General features: G+C 66.2%; 16 protein-coding genes. 11 read left to right on the top strand and 5 right to left on the bottom strand.

What is annotated here, in order from left to right; all coding sequences use genetic code 11:
• Positions 1 to 2 precede the first annotated feature (2 nt).
• Complete coding sequence (locus C4K27_RS19415) at positions 3 to 917, bottom strand: GGDEF domain-containing protein (protein ID WP_053261789.1); 915 nt, start codon at positions 915 to 917, stop codon at positions 3 to 5.
• A gap of 383 nt (positions 918 to 1,300) precedes the next feature.
• Between C4K27_RS19415 and C4K27_RS19410 the strand changes: the two genes are divergently transcribed.
• From C4K27_RS19410 to C4K27_RS19375, 8 genes are all read left to right on the top strand, one after another.
• Complete coding sequence (locus C4K27_RS19410; protein WP_053261788.1) at positions 1,301 to 3,835, top strand: TonB-dependent receptor; 2,535 nt, start codon at positions 1,301 to 1,303, stop codon at positions 3,833 to 3,835.
• Positions 3,836 to 3,900: 65 nt separating this feature from the next.
• Positions 3,901 to 5,835 (top strand): phytase, encoded by a 1,935-nt coding sequence (locus C4K27_RS19405; protein ID WP_053261787.1) that lies wholly within the window; start codon positions 3,901 to 3,903, stop codon positions 5,833 to 5,835.
• Positions 5,836 to 5,926: 91 nt separating this feature from the next.
• Positions 5,927 to 6,637, top strand: coding sequence for a protein TolQ (gene tolQ / locus C4K27_RS19400; RefSeq protein WP_053261786.1), 711 nt, complete (start codon positions 5,927 to 5,929; stop codon positions 6,635 to 6,637).
• Between the two features lie 13 nt (positions 6,638 to 6,650).
• A complete protein-coding gene (gene tolR / locus C4K27_RS19395; protein ID WP_053261785.1) occupies positions 6,651 to 7,097 on the top strand; it encodes a protein TolR in 447 nt (148 codons plus the stop codon).
• The gene (locus C4K27_RS19390) at positions 7,094 to 7,930 is read left to right on the top strand and encodes an energy transducer TonB (RefSeq protein ID WP_053261784.1); all 837 of its coding nucleotides are present in this window, start codon (positions 7,094 to 7,096) and stop codon (positions 7,928 to 7,930) included. The genes tolR and C4K27_RS19390 overlap by 4 nt, the downstream gene beginning before the upstream one ends.
• 342 nt (positions 7,931 to 8,272) lie before the next feature.
• On the top strand, positions 8,273 to 8,674 hold the full coding sequence (locus C4K27_RS19385; protein ID WP_053261783.1) for a c-type cytochrome: 402 nt from the start codon (positions 8,273 to 8,275) through the stop codon (positions 8,672 to 8,674).
• 86 nt (positions 8,675 to 8,760) lie between these two features.
• Positions 8,761 to 10,089 (top strand): D-arabinono-1,4-lactone oxidase, encoded by a 1,329-nt coding sequence (locus tag C4K27_RS19380; protein WP_162235135.1) that lies wholly within the window; start codon positions 8,761 to 8,763, stop codon positions 10,087 to 10,089.
• A gap of 84 nt (positions 10,090 to 10,173) precedes the next feature.
• Positions 10,174 to 11,382 (top strand): DSD1 family PLP-dependent enzyme, encoded by a 1,209-nt coding sequence (locus C4K27_RS19375; protein ID WP_162235134.1) that lies wholly within the window; start codon positions 10,174 to 10,176, stop codon positions 11,380 to 11,382.
• Between the two features lie 171 nt (positions 11,383 to 11,553).
• Here C4K27_RS19375 and C4K27_RS19370 read toward each other — a convergent pair whose 3' ends face one another.
• Positions 11,554 to 12,504, bottom strand: a complete 951-nt coding sequence (locus C4K27_RS19370) for a SphA family protein (protein WP_053261780.1) — start codon at positions 12,502 to 12,504, stop codon at positions 11,554 to 11,556.
• 271 nt (positions 12,505 to 12,775) lie between these two features.
• Here C4K27_RS19370 and C4K27_RS19365 point away from each other — a divergent pair, with 271 nt between their 5' ends.
• The 3 genes from C4K27_RS19365 (at position 12,776) to C4K27_RS19355 (ending at position 15,795) form a co-directional block, all read left to right on the top strand.
• Entirely contained in the window at positions 12,776 to 13,813 is a 1,038-nt protein-coding gene (locus C4K27_RS19365; RefSeq protein WP_053261779.1) for an AraC family transcriptional regulator, read from the top strand.
• 100 nt (positions 13,814 to 13,913) lie between these two features.
• Complete coding sequence (locus tag C4K27_RS19360; protein ID WP_007929341.1) at positions 13,914 to 14,798, top strand: Dyp-type peroxidase; 885 nt, start codon at positions 13,914 to 13,916, stop codon at positions 14,796 to 14,798.
• A gap of 28 nt (positions 14,799 to 14,826) precedes the next feature.
• Entirely contained in the window at positions 14,827 to 15,795 is a 969-nt protein-coding gene (locus C4K27_RS19355) for a Gfo/Idh/MocA family protein (RefSeq protein WP_053261778.1), read from the top strand.
• Positions 15,796 to 15,951: 156 nt separating this feature from the next.
• On the opposite strand, the gene C4K27_RS19350 is transcribed toward C4K27_RS19355, so the two are convergent.
• The 3 genes from C4K27_RS19350 to C4K27_RS19340 all read right to left on the bottom strand — a co-directional run bounded on the left by C4K27_RS19350 (position 15,952) and on the right by C4K27_RS19340 (position 20,339).
• Complete coding sequence (locus tag C4K27_RS19350) at positions 15,952 to 17,610, bottom strand: phosphoethanolamine transferase (RefSeq protein ID WP_053261777.1); 1,659 nt, start codon at positions 17,608 to 17,610, stop codon at positions 15,952 to 15,954.
• Between the two features lie 132 nt (positions 17,611 to 17,742).
• Positions 17,743 to 18,480, bottom strand: coding sequence for a TorF family putative porin (locus tag C4K27_RS19345; RefSeq protein WP_053261776.1), 738 nt, complete (start codon positions 18,478 to 18,480; stop codon positions 17,743 to 17,745).
• A 116-nt stretch (positions 18,481 to 18,596) separates the two neighbouring features.
• Positions 18,597 to 20,339 (bottom strand): amidohydrolase, encoded by a 1,743-nt coding sequence (locus C4K27_RS19340; protein ID WP_007929349.1) that lies wholly within the window; start codon positions 20,337 to 20,339, stop codon positions 18,597 to 18,599.
• Positions 20,340 to 20,434: the final 95 nt, after the last annotated feature.

The following is a 20,434-nucleotide window of genomic DNA, read 5'->3' as shown; positions in this document are numbered from 1 at the left end:
CCTCAGGCGCTTTTCGCCAGCGGTTGCTTGGCTCGGGCCAGGGCCAGGTTGAGGCGTTTAAGCAGGCCGTCCGGCGTCTCGTCGAGGGCCATCACCACTGCGGTGCAGGCTGACAGCTGCAAGCGTTCGCCGTGCTGGCGGCTCTTGTGCGCCAGGCTCCGTACCGCCTGTTGCAGCTCCTGGGCCAGCAGCCGCGCCTGGCTCTCGCCGGTGTTCGGCAGCAGCACCACGAAGCGGTCGCCGGCCAGCCGGCAGAGCAGGTCCTGGCGACGCAGGTTGAGCAGCAGCAGATGGCTCAGCGCCTGCAGCACCGCGTCGCCCTCGGCGTGGCCGAAGTCCTGGTTGATCGCAGCGAAGTTGTCCAGGTCCAGGGCCAGCAGCGACAGCGGCTGCTGCTGGCGCTGGCTGTCCTGCAGGCTGTCGGCCAGCTGGCGCTTGAGGTAGTCGGCGCCGCCCAGCGGGGTGAGCTTGTCGAACAGCCGGTGCTCGCGGAACAGCCGTTCGCGTTTCTCCATCTGTGCGCTGATCGCCAGCTGTTCGCGGTGCCAGTGGTAGATGCCGATGGTCAGCAGGACCATGCCCACCGGCATCGGCGCGGATTCCAGCCAGTGGTCCCAGGCGATGCTGTCGGGCAGGCGGATGAACTCGTCGAGGCTGTCGATCCACCAGGAGAAGAAGATGCAGCTCAGGCCCAGGGCCAGGTAGTTGGTGACCCGTCCCGCCGGGCGGCTTTTCAGCACCAGGCCGAGCCAGATCAGGGCCAGCAGCGCGGTGCCGCCTTCGCCGATTATGTCCAGCCAGACCCATTCGCTGACCGCCTTCAACTCGCCACAGGCCAGGTGCAGGAGCAGGCCGAGATTGGCCGCCAGTAGCAGGGTGGCGAGTTTCCATCGGTGGGGTTTGAGCACTGAGAACATGGCCGCGATCCTTTGGCGAAGAAGCAATGCGCGCCAGCACAGCAGATGTGTGTGACAGCCGGGTGACGGCGGCGAAGCGGGTGGGGGAGGTCGAATCAGCTCATCGTGACGGTGTGTTTTTTTTGCGATCTGGGGGCGGTGTGGCCGCTGACGTTACGCGGTGTAGGAGCGAGGCTTGCCCGCGAAAGCGTCAGACCAGTCACCGCCAACCCCCGGGAAAAGGTCATTTCAGCTCACTTTGCCCCTCGAACCCGGCCCAAACCCCGGTTCGCCGGCCTTCCTGCCAACCCCTGTCACGGAACCGTCATTCGCCGACCCTAGCTTGCCCTCCCAGTTGCCGGGCCCCTTGCCTGGCGTCACCGGACTCTTGGGGGAGGACCATCATGTACAAGCGCAGCAGCACCGCCGGCCTGCTCGGCTTCACGCTCACCGCCCTGGCCATGGCGATCGCCAGCGAACGCCTGAGCGCCGCCGACGCCGACTCGAGTAAAACCACCGAACACTTGGAAGTGGTCGGCCAGGCCGCGAGCATCGACCAGGCGCTCAAGGAGCAGCGCAGCGCCGACAGCATCAAGAGCGTGGTGCACGCCGACGGCGTGGCCCAATTGCCGGACGAGAACGTCGCCGAAGCGGCGCAGCGCCTGCCGGGCATCAGCGTCGAGCGCGACCAGGGCGAAGGGCGTTTTGTCAGCGTGCGTGGCCTGGGCCCGGACCTCAACAGCGTGACCATCAACGGCACCCTGGTGCCGGCCCCGGAAAGCGAACGCCGCGCCGTGGCCCTGGACGTGCTGCCCTCGGAGCTGGTGCAGTCGCTGTCGGTGATCAAGACCCTGACCCCGGACATGGACGCCAACTCCCTGGGCGGCACCGTCGATGTGCAGAGCCTTTCGGCCTTCGATCACAAGGGCCTGTTCTACACCGGCAGCAGTGAAGCCAGCTACGATCGGAACACTCACCAGACCAGCCCGAAATTCTCCGGCGCGGTCAGCGACCGCTTCAGCCTCGGCGACGGCATCGACAACTTCGGTGTGGCCGCGGCCCTGAGCTGGCAGAAACGCGACTTCGGCTCGGACAACGTCGAGACCGGCGGCGCCTGGGACTTCGAACAGGGCGCGAAACTGCAGGAGTTCGAACTGCGCGACTACGACATCAGCCGCGAGCGCGCCGGCGGCGGCCTGAACTTCGACTACAAGCCGGACAACCTCAGCAGCTACTACCTGCGCACCCTGTACAGCCGCTACAAGGACAGCGAGACGCGTAACGCCGCCAGCCTGGAATTCGCCGAGCCCCAGGCGGCCGGCGAGCTGGGCGACGCCGAAGGTAAACGCAAGCTCAAGCAGCGCGAGGAAACCCAGGAGATCCAGTCCTACGTGTTCGGCGGCGAACGTATGTTCGGTCTCTGGACCCTCAGCGGCCAGGCCGGCTACAGCCGCTCCAGCGAAGACAGCCCGGGGCACATCGCCAACGCGGTGTTCGAAGGCAACGACGACTTCGCCGACAGCGGTTTCTACGACAAGGACAAGCCGCGGCCGATCGTCGGCCAGGGTTTCTACGACCCGGCCAACTTCAGCCTGGACAAGGTCGAGTGGGAAAAGCAGCGCACCACCGACACCGAGAAAAACCTGCGTCTGGACCTGGCCCGCGACTACGACCTCAGCGGCTATGCGTCCCAGGTCAAGTTCGGCGGCAAGGTCAGCCGGCGCAACAAGGACAACGACCTCGACGCCTGGGTCTACAAGGACTTCGACGAACTGGGTTTCAGCGACGAGCAGCTCAACCTCGACCGCTTCCGCAAAGGCAGCGTCGACTATCGCCTCGGCCGCTTCGGCCCGGGCATCAGCGGCGGCTCGATCAAGCAGTTGATCGGCGGCCTGGACCGCGATGCGTTCTTCGACGAAACCGAATCCCGGGTCAACGACTTCAAGATCCGCGAAGACATCAACGCCGGCTACCTGATGAACACCGTCGATATCGACGACTGGCGCTTTATCGCCGGCCTGCGCTACGAAGGCACCGAGTTCGAAGCCAAGGGCACCGGCGCCACCGACGGCGAGTTCCAGTCCACCGAAACCAAGCGTCGTTACCACCACTGGCTGCCGGGCCTGCACGCGCGTTACCAGCTGGACAAGAACACCCAGGTGCGCGCGGCCTGGACCAAGGCGGTGGTGCGCCCGACCTTCGGCCAGCTGGCGCCGGGTTTTGTCATCGACGATGACGAAGCCAGCTTCGGCAACCCGGACCTCAAGCCGCTGGAGTCGAGCAACCTGGACCTTGGCATCGAGCACTTCATGGGTCGCGCCGGCACCGTCTCGGCCTTCGTGTTCTACAAGGACATCAAGAACTTCGTCTACAACACCGACCTGGCCGGCACCGGCGCCTGGACCGACTTCGCCGAGGCGCACACCTTCGCCAACGGCGACAGCGCCAAGCTGTACGGCCTGGAACTGGCCTACTCGCAGAAATTCGACTGGCTGCCGGCGCCGTGGAACGGCCTGCTGCTGGGGGCCAACGCCACCTTCAGCCGCTCCGACGCCGAGATCAAGGGCTTCGATGCCGCCAGCGGGGTCAACCGCAAGCGCAGCATTGACCTGCCGAACCAGTCGGACACCGTCGGCAACCTGATACTCGGCTGGGAAAACGACAAGCTCAGCCTGCGTCTGTCGGCCAACTACAAGTCGGACTACCTCTATGAGCTGGCCTCGATCAACGACAAGGCCCACGACCTGCACGTCGATGCCCAGACCTTCGTCGATTTCAGCGCCCGCTACTCGCTGACCAAGAGCCTGCAACTGAGCTTTGAGGCGCAGAACCTCACCGACGAGCCGTACTTCGTCTACACCGGCCACCGCTCCTACAACGGCCAGTACGAGGAGTACGGCCCGACCTACAAGCTCGGCCTGACCTTCACCCACTTCTGATCCCGAGGCGGCGGCGCCTTAGTGCTGCCGCCGTGCCGAATGAACAATAAGGACCTGATCCATTCATGAGTATTTCGTTGTCACCCGCGCGCTGCCTGCTGGTCGCGCTGATCTGCCTGGGTAGCGGCGCGGCCGTTGCTGGCTCCTCATCGGCGCCCACCCTGACCCTGAAACCCTGGCTGCCCAAGCAGGACTTGGCCATCGAGGCCATCGGCTTCATGCCCGGCGGCAGCGAGCGCCTGGCCGCCAGCGAACGTGACGGCCTGTTGCTGCTCGACGCCCAGGGCGAGCAACTGGCGCGCTTGCAAGGCGCCTTCAATGGACTGGACAGCCGCGCCGCCGGCCAGCAGGTGCTGGTCGCCACGCTCGACAGCCAGCGCCAGCAGGCACTGCTGGTCAGCCTCGATCCACAGAGCCGCCAGTGGGGCCAGCCGCTGTACCTGCCGGCGCGGGACTTCCCGGTCAACGGCCTGTGCCTGTACCGCGACGAGGCCAGCAACCTGTTCCTGTTCCTGGTGGGCGAGGAGGGCAAGGGCGAGCAATGGCTGGTGGGCACCGGCGCCCGGCTGAGCGCCACGGCGCAACGGGTGCGCGGCGTACCGCTGCCGCCGGCGGCGCAGTTCTGCCAAGTGGACGATGGCGCCAATCAATTGCTGGTCAACGAAGAGAACGTCGGCTGGTGGGCCTACCCGGCGCACCCCGAAGCCGAGGTCGAGCGGCGGCCGGTGGCCATGCGCGCGCCCTTCGGCGACATCGCCAAGGCCGCCGGCGCCATGGCCCTGGTACCGGGGGGCGTGCTGGCGCTCGACCCCAAGGCGGCGCGCCTGCACCTTTATCAGCAGGGCGACCAACAACAGGGCGAAGGCTGGTCGCCCAGGGCCAACCTGAGCTTGCCCGGCCTGAAGGAGCCGGAAAACCTCGCCGTGCAGGCCAGCGCCAAGGGCCTGCAAATACTGCTGCGCGACGATGACGACGGGCGGATCTACCAGGGCCGGCTGGACTGGCAGGCCACCCCGGTGCCGCCGGCGCCGGTGCTGCCGAATGTGTCGGCCCTGAGCCAGAGCGAGCCGGTAGGGCGCCAGGGCGATGCGGCGGACGACCCGGCGATCTGGATTCACCCTCGGCAGCCGGAGCTGAGCCGGGTGCTGGGCACCAACAAGAAGCAGGGGCTGCTGGCCTACGACCTGCAAGGCAAATTGCTCCAGGAGTTGCCGGTGGGGCGGTTGAACAACGTCGACCTGCGGGCGAACTTCAAGCTGGGCACCCAGGTGGTCGATCTGGCGGTGGCGAGCAACCGCGATCACAACAGCCTCAGCCTGTTCAGCATCGATCGCGCCAGCGGCGAGCTGCGCGAAGCCGGGGAGATCCCCACGCCGCTCAAGGAAATCTACGGTATCTGCCTGTTCCAGCCGGCCAGCGGCGAGCTGTATGCCTTTGCCAACGGCAAGGACGGCCGCTTCCTGCAATACCGCCTGAGTGCCGCCGATGGCCGGGTCCAGGGCGAGCTGGTGCGCCAGTTCAAGGTCGACAGCCAGCCGGAAGGCTGTGTCGCCGACGACCAGCGCCAGCGCCTGTTCCTCGGCGAGGAAGACGTCGGCGTGTGGGCGGTGGATGCCCGCGCCGACCAGCCGGCCAACCTCACCAGCGTGATCAAGGTCGGCCCGCAGCTGCATGCCGATGTCGAGGGCCTGGCGCTGTACCAGAGCGAGACGCATGACTACCTGATGATTTCCAGCCAGGGCAACGACAGCTATGTGCTGCTCGATGCCGAGCCGCCGTTCGCCTCCCGCGGGGCCTTCCGGGTCGGCCTGAATGCCGCCGCGGGCATCGACGGGGCGTCGGAAACCGATGGCCTGGAAGTCACCTCGGCCAACCTCGGCGGGCCCTGGAGCCAGGGCTTGCTGGTGGTCCAGGACGGCCGCAAGCGCATGCCCGAGCAGACCCAGAACTTCAAGTTCGTGCCCTGGGCCGAGGTGGCCAGGGCGCTGCAACTGCCCTGAGCTGTCATTAACCGTTCATCAACATGTCATCGAATAGCCCCGGGGCCGCCGCGCATTGACGGCCCGGGCGCACAGGCAAAGGAGTTTCACCATGCAGGCGACACTGGAACACATGACCATCTGGGGGCTTATCAGCGATGCCAGCCTGTTGGTCAAGGCGGTCATGCTCACCCTGTTGCTGGCGTCGCTGCTCAGCTGGTACCTGATCATCCAGCGCAGCAGCGTGCTCAAGCGCACCGAACGCCAGCTCGACGCCTTCGTCCAGCGCTTTCGCGGCAGCGCCGAACTGACCCCGCTGTACCGCGAAAGCCTGCAACGGGCGGACGGCGAGGGCGGTGTCGAGCCGATCTTCCAGGCCGGTTTCCAGGCCTACAGCCAACTGCGCCAGCAGGGCGGCAACCCGGCCGGGGTGGTGCTCGAAGGGGTCGAGCGTTCGCTGTACGTGGCCATCAGCGAGCAGGAAATCCGCCTGGAAAAAGGCCTGCAGTTCCTCGCCACGGTGGGTTCGGTCAGCCCCTATATCGGCCTGTTCGGCACCGTGTGGGGGATCATGAATTCCTTCCTCGGCCTGTCCCAGGTGCAGCAGGCGACCCTGTCCACCGTGGCCCCAGGCATCGCCGAAGCGCTGATCGCCACCGCCATCGGCCTGTTCGCGGCGATCCCCGCGGTGATTGCCTACAACCGTTTCGCCGCCCGTGGCCAGACCCTGCTGACCCGCTACTACGCCTTCGGCAACGAACTGCAGGCGCGCCTGCATCGCCAGCTGCACGGCGCGTCGTCGAACCTGGCCGTCGCGGCCTGAGAGGAGAGTGCAGATGCTAGTCAGGCCGCAACACAAGCACGGGCCCAAGGCCGAAATGAACGTGGTGCCCTACATCGACGTAATGCTGGTGCTGCTGGTGATCTTCATGGTCACCGCGCCGATGCTGACCCAGGGGGTGAAGATCGAGTTGCCCAAGGTCGCCAGCGAGGCCCTGGCCACCGATACCCGGCAGCAGATCCTGACCCTGTCGGTGAAGGCCGAGGGCGGCTACTACTGGAACCTCGGCGGCGAGCTGGATACGCGCCAGCAGACCGACAGCGCGGTGGACCTCGACGAGATGCGCGCCAAGGTGGCGCAAATCGTCGCCGCGCGCAGCGATACCCAGGTCTACATCCGCGCCGACCAGGACGCCGGCTACGGCCTGGTGGTAGCGGCCATGGCGGCGTTGCAGCAGGGCGGGGTGAGCAACCTGGGGCTGGTGACCGAGGCCCCGCAATGACGGCGATGATCATGCACAGTCCACGGCAGGCTTTCGACGAATTCTCCCTGCAACCCTCGCCCAGGCACTGGCGGTCCCATGCGCTGGCCGGGACCCTGGCAGTGGCGCTGCACGCCGGGGTGCTGGCGCTGCTGGTGGCGGGCTGGTCGGTAGAGCCGCCGGCCGCCGAACAGCCGGCGGTGTTGCGTACCCAACTGGTGATGCTGCCGCCAGCGCCACAAGCGCCCGAGCCCGCGCCGGCTTTAGTCGAGCCCGTACCGACACCGGCACCGCCGGAGCCGGTGCTCGCGGCTCCGGTCGAGCCGGTCAAGCCTGCTGTCGATCCGCAGCTCCAGGCGCGCAAGCTCGAACAGGCGGCCCTGGCGCGCAAACGGGTCGAGGACAAGAAGCGCGAGCAACTGGCCGAGCAGCAGCGCGAGCGCCAGGAAAACCAACAGCGCAGCCGCGAAGCCGAGCAGCAGCGCCTGGCCCAGGAGCAAGCGCAACAGCAGCAGCGTGCCGAACAGGCCCGCTTGGCCGCCGAGCGCGCCCGGCAACAAGCTGCCGCCCAGGCCGCGGCCGACAGCCGCCAATACCTGCCCCTGAGCAAGGAGGCCCCGGACTACCCGCAACGCGCCCTGGACAAGCACATTGAAGGCGACTGCACCGTGGAATACAGCGTCAACCCGCAAGGCAAGGTGGAGCACCCCAAGGTGCTCGATGGCTGCCACCAGCTGTTTATCCGCCCCTCGCTGGCGGCGGCCAACACCTTCCGCTACCAACCGCGCATCGTCGACGGCCAGGCGGTGTCGGTGCCCGCGGTGCGCAACACCTTTCACTACCGCATCAAATAGTCCCGGCTGTTGTTCTCCAGCAGCAGCGGCCGGCTGTCGCTCGATTGCCCGCGTAGCGGCGGTCCCCAGGCCCCCGCGTTATCGTTAACGGTTTTTCGCGGGCAAGCCTCGCTCCTACAGAAGCCCGCGCAATCCAGTAGGAGCGAGCGGGCGGCGATCCGACTTGCGCGCGATGAACGATAACGCGGTCCACCGGTAAACCGCGGCGCCCCCATCGTGGGCAAGCGTCTGCCCCTGGCCGCAGATGCCCCCCTCGCTGGCCCGCAATGCCCTCAGGCCGTGGCCGCGCCTGGCTTAGTGTTGGTTCTGGGTCGATCCCGACCGTCACCCGAGAGGAACACCATGCCGGCACCGACTGCCTCGCTGCGGTTTTCATCCGTCGTCACGCCGTATCGCCTGGGGCGCGTCGCCCTGTGGCTGGCACTGGGCGGGCTGCTGGTTGCCTGCGGCGACAAGCCCGCGCCGCCATCGGCGGCCACCCTGCAACAGCTGCCCGACGACTCGGCGCTGGCGCGGATCTATGACAGCAGCTGCAAACTCTGCCACGCCAACCCGGCGTCCGGCGCGCCGCTGACCGGCGATATCCAGGCCTGGCGCCCGCGCATCGCCCAGGGCGCCGACACCCTGCTGGACCACAGCATCAACGGCTACCACGGCATGCCGCCGATGGGCCTGTGCATGCAGTGTTCCGAGGAGCAGTTCCTCGGCCTGATCCGCTTCATGTCCGCACAAGACCTCCAATAATCTGGCACAAGGACACTGGCATGAGCATGCCCCTCACACGACGTCAGCTATTGCAACGCGCCGCAGTGGCCGGGACCTTCAGTGCGCTGGCCAGCAACCCGCTGCTGGCCGAGCTGGCGCGGGCGCCCCGGCTGATTCCCTGGCGCAACTGGTCCGGCGCGCAAAGCTGCCTGCCCCTGGCGCGGCTGGCGCCCAAGGACCTGGACGAGCTGGTGCAGGTGATTCGCCAGACCCCGGGCAAGATCCGTCCGGTGGGTTCGGGGCACTCCTTCAGCGCCCTGGTGCCCACCGACGGCACGCTGCTGTCGCTGAGTTTTTTCAGCGGCCTGCTCAGCCACGATGCCGCCACCTTGCAGGCCGAGTTCGCCGCCGGCACGCCGATGTCGCGCATGGGCGCGCCGCTCAAGGCGATCGGCCAGGCCCTGCCGAACATGGCCGACATCGACTACCAGACCCTGGCCGGGGCCATCGCCACCTCGACCCACGGCACCGGCGTCGGCTTCACGTCCTATTCGGCCCAGGTGTGCGGCCTGCAACTGGTGACCGCCAGCGGCGAGGTGCTGGACTGCGACAGCCGCCGTAACGCCGAAATCTTCAACACAGCGCGGGTCTCCCTCGGTGCGTTGGGCGTGGCCACCCGGGTGCGTCTGCAGAATCGCCCGGCCTATCGCCTGCGGGAAAAACAGTGGATCGCCAAGACCGAGGAACTGCTCGAAGACCTGGCGAAAAACACCCGCGAGAACCAGCACTGGGAAATGCTGGTGGTCACCCATTCCGACTACGCGCTGTCGATTGCCCTGAATGAAACCGAAGACCCGGCGACCCTGCCCGTGGACCCGGCACAAGAGGGCGGCAACGAGTTCGTCAGCCTGATCGAGAACCTCGATAAATACCTCAGCGACTTTCCCGAAACCCGCCGCACCCTGCTCAACAGCCTGCGGCATTTCGCCCGTTTCGACGACCGGGTCGGCGACTCCTACGAGGTCTACGCCAACGTGCGCAACGTGCGCTTCAACGAAATGGAGTACTCGGTGCCGGCCGAGCACGGCCCGGCCTGCCTGCGGGAAATCCTCAAGCTGATCCGCGACAAGGACCTGCGCACCTGGTTTCCCATCGAGTACCGCTATGTCCAGGCCGACGACATTGCCCTGAGCATGTTCGAGGGCCGCGACAGCTGTTCGATCTCGGTGCACCAGCACTACGCCATGGACCACCACAACTTCTTCGCCGCCATTGAACCGATCTTCTGGAAGTACGCCGGCCGCCCGCACTGGGGCAAGTTGCACAGCCTCAACGCCCGACAGTTGCAGGCGTTGTACCCGCGCTGGCGGGAATTCACCCGGGTGCGCGAAGCGCTGGACCCCGGCGGCAAGTTCCTCAATGCACACCTGTCGTCCATCCTGGGCGTGGTCTGAAGGGAGATAAAAAGCATGAATCGACGCAACTTCCTGCTCGGTACCGCGGGTGTCGGCGCCTTGTTGGCAGGCGTGGGTGCCTGGCTGCGGCCCGCCGACCGGGGCGGGCCCTACAGCGACTATTTCCGCGCGCTGAACCAGGAACTCAAGGCCCACGGCCCGATGCGCCCGGTGCTGCTGATCGACCTCGATCGCCTGGACCACAACATCGATGTGGTGCTGCAGTCGGTCAAGCGCGGCGGCAAGCAGCTGCGGCTGGTGGAGAAATCCCTGCCGTCGCCGGGGCTGCTGGCGTACATCGGCCAGCGTGCCGGCACCCAGCGCCTGATGTCGTTCCACCAGCCGTTCCTCAATCACGATGCCCTGCGTTTTCCCGAGGCCGATATCCTGCTGGGCAAGCCGCTGCCGGTGCGCTCGGCGCAGCTGTTCTACCAGGGCCACAAAGGCCGGTTCGACCCGGCCCGGCAGTTGCAATGGCTGATCGATACCCCGGAACGTTTGCAGCAATACCTGGCCCTGGCTCGCGGCCTGGGCACCCGGTTGCGGATCAATATCGAGCTGGACGTCGGCCTGCACCGCGGTGGGGTGAAGGACAGCAGCGGCCTGGGGCCGCTGCTGACCCTGATCGCGGCCAACCCCCAGCACCTGGAGTTCGCCGGTTTCATGGGCTACGACCCCTTTGTCGGCATGGGCGTGCCGGGCATTCTCGGCTCGTCCGAAGCGCTGTTCGCCAAGGTCATGCAGCGCTACCAGAGCGCCGTGGACTTCACCCGGCAACGCCATCCGGCGCTCTGGCAGCCGGGGCTGACCCTCAATACCGCCGGCAGCCCCAGCTACCGCATGCATGAGCAGGAACAGTTGAGCAGCGAGGTGTCGGTGGGCACGGCGATGCTCAAGCCGACCCATTACGACCTGCCATCCCTCAGCGAACATCGGCCCGCGGCCTACATCGCTACCCCGGTGCTGAAAAACACTGGCCCGGTGCGCATCCCGGCGCTGGACGACAAGTCGAAGCTGTTGGCCTGGTGGGACCCGAACCAGCGCGAGACATTCTTCATCTATGGCGGCAACTGGCAGGCCGAGTTCGAGTCGCCGGCGGGGCTGCAAAGCAACGGTCTGTTCGGCCGCAGTTCCAACCAGGAGATGGTCAACGGCTCGCCCGCCGTGGGCCTGGGACCGGACGACCAGGTGTTCCTGCGGCCGATGCAGAGCGAAGCGCTGCTGCTGCAATTCGGCGACCTGCTGGCGGTGCGCAGCGGGCGGATCGTCGAGCGCTGGCCGGTCTACAGCTAGGTTTTTGCGCTGTCCTCGAGGCCTTTCGCGGGCAAGCCTCGCTCCTACGGCGTGCGCGTCCTGCTTCTGTAGGAGCGCAGCTTGCGCGCGATGAGCGATAACGCGGTCCGCCAGGCATTCCGCGGCGCAGCCATCGCGGGCAAGTCGGATCGCCGCCCGCTCGCTCCTACATCACAGGCTGAACGGAATCGTCAGCTTGGCCCACAGCATCTCGCCCTCGGGCCGGTTCTCCACGTCGAACTCCTTGGCCCAGCGGATCTCCGCGCTGGCGTACTTGAGGAAGGTCAGGTACAGCGCCGGGCCGATGGCGAACACCTGGCCGCGCACGCCGTCGTCCACGTCCTCGCCGAGAAACTGCACGGTGCGGCCGTACTGTTTGTCGTCGCTGGTCTGCTTCAGGTAGTAGCCGTTGAGCCCCAGGCTCAGGTTGTCGGTCACCTTGTAGCTGGCGCAATAGTCGAAGTGGAAAATCTGCCCGGACTTGTAGTCGGTGGCGTGGTTTTCCTCGTTGAAGCTGTAGGTGGTCTTCAGCGACAGCTCGGTACGCGGGGTCGGCAGCCAGGTCACCGAAACCAGCGGCTTGTAGGTGTAGAAGTTGTTGCTGGTATTGGCCAGGCGCGTCGCGTCGTACTTGCCGGTGGGAATGGTGATTTCCACGGCGGCGCCCAGGGTCAAGTTCTTGCCCAGGTCCCACAGGATGATCGGCGCGATGGTGGTGTCGCCCATGCTTTCGCGCTGGTCCTTGAGGCCGAAGACCCCCACCTGCTGACGCAGATAGGGCTGCGCCACGTAGCCGCCGAGTCGCCCACCGAATACCCGCAGCGGGCTCAGGTAGTCGAGGCGGGGAATGATCGCGTCGGAGACGATCCGCACGTCCGGCACCTTGCCGCCCAGGGAGCTGATATTCAGCTTCCGCGCTTCGTAGTGGTTGTAATACAGGTTGAAGGCGAACATGTGGTCCGGCAGGCCGTTGACATCCAGCGGCAGGATGAAAAAACCGTCGGTGCCGGGGCCGATATTGTCGACCCCGGATTCGCTGGCCGGGGCCAGGGCGGGCAGGGCGGCGAGGCAGGCCAGGCTGGCGGCGAGGCGCCGGGAGAGATGGGTGCGGGTCGAATTCATGTTCGGGCTCTTATTATTGTCAGTGGGCGCGCAGTGGGCCGGTTTCCGGCCGCCCCATAGGAATAAGCCTTCGGCGCCCGGGCAGGCAGGGTATTGGCGGCCACTGAGGGGGACTTTCGCGGCCAGCCTGCAATGACTTGTTACATCCTTCCGTGAACGCGAGCGGAAAACGCTATGCTGAGCGGGCGCTCGCCTCGCCCTGGCGGTGATGGGAGCGGGGCGCATAACCAGAATAAGCATTGCAGCCGAACCGGCTCGGGACCCGATGCCCATGCAGATGAAAGCCGTCGATCCACAGTACCAACTGGCCCTGGTTTCGCCCTTTTTGTTGCAGACCCTGGCCGAAGTCGCCGGCAGCCACGGCGTCGACCCGCACACCCTGTGCCGCGGCCTGGGCTTCACCCTCGACGACCTGCAGGACCCTGCGCAACGCATCTCCTACCGCCAGGCCGTGGCGATGATCCAGCGCGCGCTCAAGGCCTTGCCCCGGCAGGGCCTGGGCCTGTGGGTCGGGCACCAGAACGTGCTCGGCACCCTGGGCCTGCTGGGGCATGTGCTGTCGCTGTGCAAGACCCTGCGCGATGCCTTCGACATCGGCATCCGCCACCAGCACACCTCGGGCGGCATCGTCAGCTGCACGGTACGGCAGCAGGGCGACGAATTTTTCGTCGAGGTCGAATGCCGGCTGCCCTACAGCGACGTACAGATCTTTGCCGTCGAAGAGTTCTTCGCCAGCCTGCCGGTCTATGGCCGCGCCCTGGTCGGCGCCGATTTCCAGGCGCTGCGGGTAGAGTTCATGCACGCCGCCCCGGCCTACCAGGACGAGTACCTGCGCCTGCTGGGGCCGGACGTGCACTTCGGCTGCCTGCACAACCGCATGGTCATCGCCGGCGAATGGCTTGATACGCGCCTGCCCAACCACCACGCCGTGGCCCTGCGCCAGGCGCTCAAGCTGCTGGAACTGGAAAGCGCCCAGGTGCACCGCAAGCTGGACCTGATCCAGGCGGTGGAGCGGGCCATCTCCCGCGACCTGACCCAGGGCAGCCATATCGACCAGGTCGCCAGCGACCTGAACATGAGCGGGCGCACCCTGCGCCGGCGCCTGAGCGAGCACGACCTGACCTTCGACGCGTTGCTGGAGCAGGTGCGCCGGGCGCGCACCCTGAGCCTGCTGGCCAACCCGCAGCTGTCCATCGAGCGCATCACCGAGGCGGTGGGCTACAGCGACGTGCGCAGTTTTCGCCGGGCGTTCAAGCGCTGGACCGGCCTCAGCCCCAGTGCCTATCGGGAAGAGGGCGGTCAGGCGTAGGACAGGGGCGTGGCCATTCACCGCATCACTTCATGGGTGTCTAAACCCCCACAAATTGTGGTGCTCCGGGTAAACTCCGGGCTTTCTTCAAGGAGTCGCTATGAGTTACTACCAGCCGGGCATTCTTGCCACCCCCGTTCCGAGCCAGGCTCGTCACCTGTTTTTCGCCCTCGAATCCATCGAGGCGCTGCCGGCGGCGATCGATCGTCTGCTGACGCTGGTGGACGGGAAAACGGCGGTAGCAGGGTTTGGCGCGTCGCTGGTCAAGGCGCTGGGCGCCCGCGTGCAGGGGCTCAAGGCCTTCCCGGCGCTGACCGGCGTCGGCGTCGACAACCCTTCGACCCAGCATGCGCTGTGGGTCTGGCTGCATGGCGAAGACCGCGGCGAGCTGCTGCACCGCGGCAACGCCCTGGCGGCCGCCCTGGCCCCGGCGCTGCGCCTGGTGCAGATGAACGAAACCTTCCGCCACAAGACCGGCCACGACCTGACCGGTTACGAGGACGGCACCGAAAACCCCCACGATGAAGAGGCAGTTTCCGCGGCCCTGGCCGATGGCAGTGACGGCCTGCGCGGTGGCAGCTTCGCCGCGATCCAGCAATGGCAGCACGACTTCAAGGGCTTTGCCGCGATGCATCAGGAGGAGCGCGACAACATCATCGGCCGCCGCCTGAGCGACAACGAAGAGCTGGACGACGCGCCGGCCTCGGCCCACGTCAAGCGCACCGCCCAGGAGAGCTTCACCCCCGAGGCCTTTATGGTGCGCCGTTCGATGCCATGGATCGAAGGCGACAAGGGCGGCCTGATGTTCCTCGCCTTCGGCCACAGCCTCCAGGCCTTCGAAGTCCAGCTGCGACGCATGAGCGGCCTGGAAGACGGCATCGTCGACGGCCTGTACCGCATGAGCCGGCCGATCACCGGCGGCTACTACTGGTGCCCGCCGCTGCTGGACGGCCGCCTAGACCTGCGCGCCCTGCAAGCGGTCTGACCGGCCCATGGGCACCGCAGGAGAGGGCATGCCGCCTGTGCGCTGGGGCATGATCGGTTGTGGCAGCGTCACCGAGCGCAAGAGCGGCCCGGCCTTCTACAAGGCACCGGGTTCGGCCCTGGTGGCGGTGATGGGCCGGCGCCTGGAAGCGGTGCGGGACTATGCGGCGCGCCACGGCATCGCGCGTTTCTACACCGATGCCCAGGCGCTGATCGACGACCCCGAGGTGGACGCGGTGTACATCGCCACGCCGCCCGACAGTCACCACGCCTACAGCTTGCGGGTGGCCGCCGCCGGCAAGCACTGCTGCGTGGAAAAGCCGATGGCGTTGAACGCCGCGCAAAGCCTGGAGATGCAGCAGGTTTTCCAGCGGGCCGGATTGCACCTGTTCGTGTCCTACTACCGCCGTTCCCTGCCGCGCTTCCAGCACGTGCGGCAATGGCTGCGGGACGGGCGCATCGGTGAGGTCCGCCACCTGAGCTGGACCTTGACCAAGGCGCCGTCCGAGGCCGATCGCAATGGCGGCCGCAATTGGCGTACCGACCCCCAGATCGCCGGCGGCGGTTACTTCGCCGACCTGGCGAGCCACGGCCTGGACCTGTTCCAGTACCTGCTGGGGGACATCACCGAGGTCGCCGGTTTCACCGCGCGGCAGGCCGGGCTGTACAGCGCCGAGGACGCGGTGAGCGCCAGCTGGCGCTTCGCCTGCGGCGCCCTGGGCACGGGGGCCTGGAACTTCGTCGCGGACCGTCGGGTGGATCGGGTGGAGATCATCGGCAGCCAGGGGCGTATCGCTTTCTCGGTGTTCGACGAGCATCCGCTGCACTTGGACGCCGATGAACGGCTGAGCCTGTTCATCGACAACCCCGAGCACATCCAGTGGCACCACGTGCTGGGCATGAACGCCCATATCCGTGGCCAAGCGCAGCATCCTGCCCTGGCCGCCGAGGCGGTGAAAACCGACCGGGTCATGGACCTGATCCTCAAGCGCGGTTAGACCCTACGGAACGTGCGCGATCTTCTTCTGTAGGAGCGCAGCTTGCTCGCGAAGGCCGCGACGCGGGGTATCTGACACACCGCGTTATCGTTCATCGCGAGCAAGTCGGATCGCCGCCCGTTCGCTCCTACAGAAGCCAAGCGCTATCCAGCGGCGCTAGTGTGCCGCGGTCATGTTCGGCCGGCATGAATGGAAGATGTCCAGCTGCGGCTGGTACAGGCTGGTCTTGATCTCGAACAGCCCGAGCACCGAGTGGAACAGGTTGTCGTGGCTCAGGTCCGGCTCGCCGCTCTTGCCTTGCAGGCAGTCGCGCTGGATGCCCAGGTCATTCAGGGCCTGCTGGCCGAACCACATCAGCATCGGCACATGGGTCTGCGCCTGCGGCGCCAGGGCGTAGGGCGCGGCGTGCAGGTACAGGCCGTTTTCGCCGAGGGACTCGCCATGGTCGGAGACGTACAGCATCGAGGTGTCGAAGCGTTGCTGGTTGTGCTTGAGCAGCTCGATGACCCGGGCCAGGAAGTGGTCGGTGTAGAGGATGGTGTTGTCGTAGACGTTCACCAGTTCCTCGCTGCTGCAACTGCCCAGCTGGTTGGTGTGGCAGATCGGGGTGAAGCGCTCCAGGCTCTTCGGATAGCGCTCGTAGTACTCCGGGCCGTGGCTGCCGTCGGCGTGCAGGACGATGATCGCGTTGTCGCCGAGGTGGTCGATGTACTGCTGCAGGTCCACCAGCAGGGCTTCGTCCAGGCAGTTCTTGCCGTCGCAGAAGGGGCTCGGCTGGGTCTTGGGAATGTCGCGGTTCGGCACCCGCAGGCAGGTGCCCTTGCAGTCGCTGTTGTTGTCCAGCCACAGCACCTGCACGCCGGCCCGTTGCAGCACATCCAGCAGGCCTTCGTAGGTCTTGCCCTTCTTGTCGCTGTAGTCCCCGCGGGGAAACATCGAGAACATGCACGGCACCGAGACCGCGGTCGAGGTGCCGCAGGAGTGCACCTGGGTGAAATTGAGGATGTCCAGCCTGGCCAGCTCCGGGTTGGTGTCGCGGGCATAGCCGTTGAGGGAGAAGTGATCGGCGCGGGCGGTTTCGCCGACCACCAGGATCATCAGCGACTTCTTCTCCCGGGCGCTGGCCTGGGCGCTCATCGCCGCGTCCTGACCGATCGGCTGGACCACCAGGTGTTGCTTGACCCCCAGGCTCTGCTTGGCGTATTTGCCGAGGGCGTAGATGTAGTTGGTCGGGTTGATGAAGTGGGTCAGCTTGTCTTCTTCGCGAAAGATCGGCGCGTAGGTGGAATAGAAGGCGCCGACCGAGACCGCGATCACCAGCACACAGCCGGCGATCACCAGCAGCTTGTTCAGCAGGCCGCGAAAGAACGGCCGGTAGCGCACCGGGGTGCGCCAGATCAGCACCACCGGCAACAGGCCCAGCACCAGCAGGTAGCCCAGCAGCTTGAAATTGAACAGCGCGGCGGCTTCGTCCGGGTTGGTCTCGAACACGTTCTGCACCATCACCGTGTCGATGGTGATGCCGTACTGGTTCATGAAATACGCGGCGGCGGCTGAGGTCAGGGCCACCAGGCTCAGCGCTGGCTTGAGGGTCCAGCGGAAGGACACCAGGGTCAGCAGCAGGGTGATGGCGGCCCACAGGAACAGCCCGAAGGAAGCGAAGAACGCCAGCTTGTGCAGGCCTTGCAGGCTGATCAGGTTGCCCAGGGCGTGCCAGGTGGCGAAGTTGTAGAGCAGCACCAGCGCCAGGGAAAACAGCAGCACCAGGCGGGTCGATGTGAGTGACGCGAATCGCAGTCCTTTGCCCAAGACCATTTCAGTTCGTTCCTCTACCTGTGATGAAGACGCCAGCAGTTGCACTGCCGACTATAGAGAGGGATTGGTAAAAAAAATGTCGAAAGGGCGCTGCTTTTCGTATCGGTTCACGCCGACCAGCGCCCGCGGGATTCAGAAGGTCTTCCTGGCACTGGCGACCCAGCTCGCGCCACACAGGTCGCTGAACCCGTAATTGCCGGTGCACTGGCTTTTCGACAGGTCGGTATCGATATAGCTCAGGCCCAGCACCACGCCCGCCACTTCGCGGGTCAGTCTGGCCTCCCATTCGTGGTAGGCATCCTCGCCCTGGCCCGAGGCCGAGATCAGCCGGGGGTCCTTGAAGTCCATCTCGCCGTAACGCAGCTTCAAGCCCAGGCCCAGGGGCAGCTCGGTTTCGTAGCCGAGGTAGCGGTACAGGGTGTTCTGCTGGCTGTCGATGCCCGGTGCATCGTTGGAGTAATAGGCCGCCAGGCTGAACCCGTAGGCGCTGAAAATCCCGTAGACCTCGCTCTGGTTGAATTGCCCTTCCCGGGGGTAGCTGTACTTGAGGTAGCCCAGGTCGAGGCTGACCGCGTCGCTGGCCTGCCACAGCCAGCCGGCGTAGTAGTCGACTTCCTGGCGGGTCTTCAGGCCGCCGCCGAAATCGACGTTGGAGGTCCAGGCGCCCAGGTACAGGCCGCTGCTGTGCAGCAGGGTCGCCGCGGCCTGGGCGGCGGGGTCGTTCTGGGTCTGGGAAATGCCGCGGGTGCGGTAGTCGCTGGCCAGGGTCAGTTCCAGTTCCACGGCAAAGTCATCGTTCAAGGGCAGGGCCTGGCTGCCCAGGGGCAACAGGCTCAAGGCACCGATGGCGAACAGGCTGAGGGTCTTCATGTGGGCGTCCCGTATTGTTGTGATTGTTATGGGCAGGTTTCGGGCAAGGCTGCGCCGGCCCACACGCAAGGACGTGGGGCGGGGCAGTGGATCAGCTGGTTTTCAGACGGATCGGATTAGAGAGGCCGGGCGTAGACTTCGCGGCCGGCGAACCAGGTCTGCAGCACCTGGGTTTCGTGCAGGGCCTTTTCGTCGACCTTGAACACGTCGCGGTCCAGCACGATGAAATCGGCCTGTTTGCCGGCGCTCAGCGAGCCGATCCGTTGCTCCAGGCCGATGGCGCGGGCGGCATTGAGGGTGTAGGCGTAGAACATGGTTTCGCGGTCCAGGCGCTCGTCGGCGTTGAGCACCCCCAGCGGCCCCTTGCGGGTGATGGCCTGGGCGATGGCGTTCCACGGGTTGGGCGAGGACACCGGCCAGTCGCTGGCCCCGGCGAGGGTCGCGCCCTGCTTGAGCAGGGAATGCGCCGGGTACTGGTAACGGAAGGCCAGGGCGCTGACGTAGGGCTTGATCATGTCCAGGGTGTAGTCGTCCGCCGAGGCCCACAGCAGTTGCATCGAGGCGATGACCCCCAGCGGCTTGAAGCGGGCGAACTCTTTCGGGTTGACCATCTGCAGGTGCGTGATGGAGTGGGCGATGCCGCTCTGGCGGTCCTTGCGCGCCTGGGCGATGCCGTTGAGGGATTCGCGCACCGCGCGGTCGCCGATCGCATGGATGTGCACCCGCCAGCCGCGCTGGTCGATGGCGCTGACCAGCTCACCGAAATGCTCGGGATCGATCAGCAGTTCGCCCTGTTTGTGCGAGTTGCTGTAGGGATCGATCATCGCCGCGCTCTGGGCCGGGTACTCGATCACCCCGTCGGCGAAGATCTTGACCCCGGGCAGGGTCAGGTTGGGGATGCCCTGGAATTGCTGGCGCACCTGCTCCAGGACGTCGAGGTCGGCAGGAAGGCTTTTCGGGTTGGCCACCAGCAGCGCGGCGACATGGGCGCTCATGCCGCCGCTCTCGGCCAGCGCCTTGTAGGCCGGCAGCACACCGACGGTCTGGGCGGTGGGCTTGAGGGCGAATACCGCCTCGCCGGGAGCCGCGTTGGCCGCCGGGTCCATCCAGGCGGTGATGCCCAGGCTGTTGTTGTAGCGCACCGCCGATTGCGCCGCGTTGAGCAGGGCGGCGGCGCTGGGCACCGGCATTTTCGCCGCGACCCGGTCCCAGCCGGCATCCACCAGGAAGCCGTTGGGGCGGCCGTCGGCGAGCTTGCCGATGGTGTCGCGCTCGGCCTGCGGCAGGTTCTTGAGCAGAGCGGCGTCGATGCCGGCGCGCTCGAGCATCGCATTGTTGGCCCAGGCGGTATGGTGATCGCTACCGGTGAACACCACCGGCACCCTGGCCCATTCGCCGGCGTTGAAGCGCTGGCCCAGGGCTTCGGCCTGGGCCCAGTAGGCCGAGCTCATGCCGGCGATGCCGAGGACATCGCCATGCCTGGCCTTGCCGTCGTCGCGCCAGGCACGCAGCTTTTTCTCCAGCTCGTCGAGACCGACCACCTCGTCCTGCATGTTGGCCGAGGTCATTTCCAGGCCGCCGAAGATCGCGTGGGAATGGCTGTCGATCAGGCCGGGCATCAGGGTCTTGCCGCCCAGGTCGATGACCCGGGTGCCGGTTTCGATCAGGGCCTTGATCTGCGCGTCGCTGCCCACCTGCAGCACCTTGCCGTCGGCCACCGCCAGGGCCTGGGCCTTGGGTTGGGCGCGGTCGGCGGTGAACACCTGGCCGTTGAACAGCACCAGATCGGTGGCGGCCATGGCTTCCATTGAGGCAAAACTCACTGCAATCGTCAGCAGATTCGGGATGAATCTTTTCATTGAGTATTTCCTTGTTATTGCGTCTGATGGCCAGCTTATTGGCTTGCCAGAGCCGACAGAACGCCTCGCTGACGAAAAACGTTTTTGCCTGAATG

The organism is Pseudomonas chlororaphis subsp. chlororaphis (assembly GCF_003945765.1).
GTDB lineage: Bacteria > Pseudomonadota > Gammaproteobacteria > Pseudomonadales > Pseudomonadaceae > Aquipseudomonas > Aquipseudomonas chlororaphis.
The sequence above is the reverse complement of the archived record's forward strand: the minus strand, read 5'-3'. Positions and strand labels throughout refer to the sequence as shown.

Excerpts from the sequence above, each read along its gene's own strand:
- C4K27_RS19415 (WP_053261789.1), bottom strand. The coding sequence starts at position 917 with ATGTTCTCAGTGCTCAAACCCCACCGATGGAAACTCGCCACCCTGCTA.
- C4K27_RS19410 (WP_053261788.1), top strand. The coding sequence starts at position 1,301 with ATGTACAAGCGCAGCAGCACCGCCGGCCTGCTCGGCTTCACGCTCACC.
- C4K27_RS19405 (WP_053261787.1), top strand. The coding sequence starts at position 3,901 with ATGAGTATTTCGTTGTCACCCGCGCGCTGCCTGCTGGTCGCGCTGATC.
- tolQ (WP_053261786.1), top strand. The coding sequence starts at position 5,927 with ATGCAGGCGACACTGGAACACATGACCATCTGGGGGCTTATCAGCGAT.
- tolR (WP_053261785.1), top strand. The coding sequence starts at position 6,651 with ATGCTAGTCAGGCCGCAACACAAGCACGGGCCCAAGGCCGAAATGAAC.
- C4K27_RS19390 (WP_053261784.1), top strand. The coding sequence starts at position 7,094 with ATGACGGCGATGATCATGCACAGTCCACGGCAGGCTTTCGACGAATTC.
- C4K27_RS19385 (WP_053261783.1), top strand. The coding sequence starts at position 8,273 with ATGCCGGCACCGACTGCCTCGCTGCGGTTTTCATCCGTCGTCACGCCG.
- C4K27_RS19370 (WP_053261780.1), bottom strand. The coding sequence starts at position 12,504 with ATGAATTCGACCCGCACCCATCTCTCCCGGCGCCTCGCCGCCAGCCTG.
- C4K27_RS19365 (WP_053261779.1), top strand. The coding sequence starts at position 12,776 with ATGCAGATGAAAGCCGTCGATCCACAGTACCAACTGGCCCTGGTTTCG.
- C4K27_RS19360 (WP_007929341.1), top strand. The coding sequence starts at position 13,914 with ATGAGTTACTACCAGCCGGGCATTCTTGCCACCCCCGTTCCGAGCCAG.
- C4K27_RS19355 (WP_053261778.1), top strand. The coding sequence starts at position 14,827 with ATGCCGCCTGTGCGCTGGGGCATGATCGGTTGTGGCAGCGTCACCGAG.
- C4K27_RS19350 (WP_053261777.1), bottom strand. The coding sequence starts at position 17,610 with ATGGTCTTGGGCAAAGGACTGCGATTCGCGTCACTCACATCGACCCGC.
- C4K27_RS19345 (WP_053261776.1), bottom strand. The coding sequence starts at position 18,480 with ATGAAGACCCTCAGCCTGTTCGCCATCGGTGCCTTGAGCCTGTTGCCC.
- C4K27_RS19340 (WP_007929349.1), bottom strand. The coding sequence starts at position 20,339 with ATGAAAAGATTCATCCCGAATCTGCTGACGATTGCAGTGAGTTTTGCC.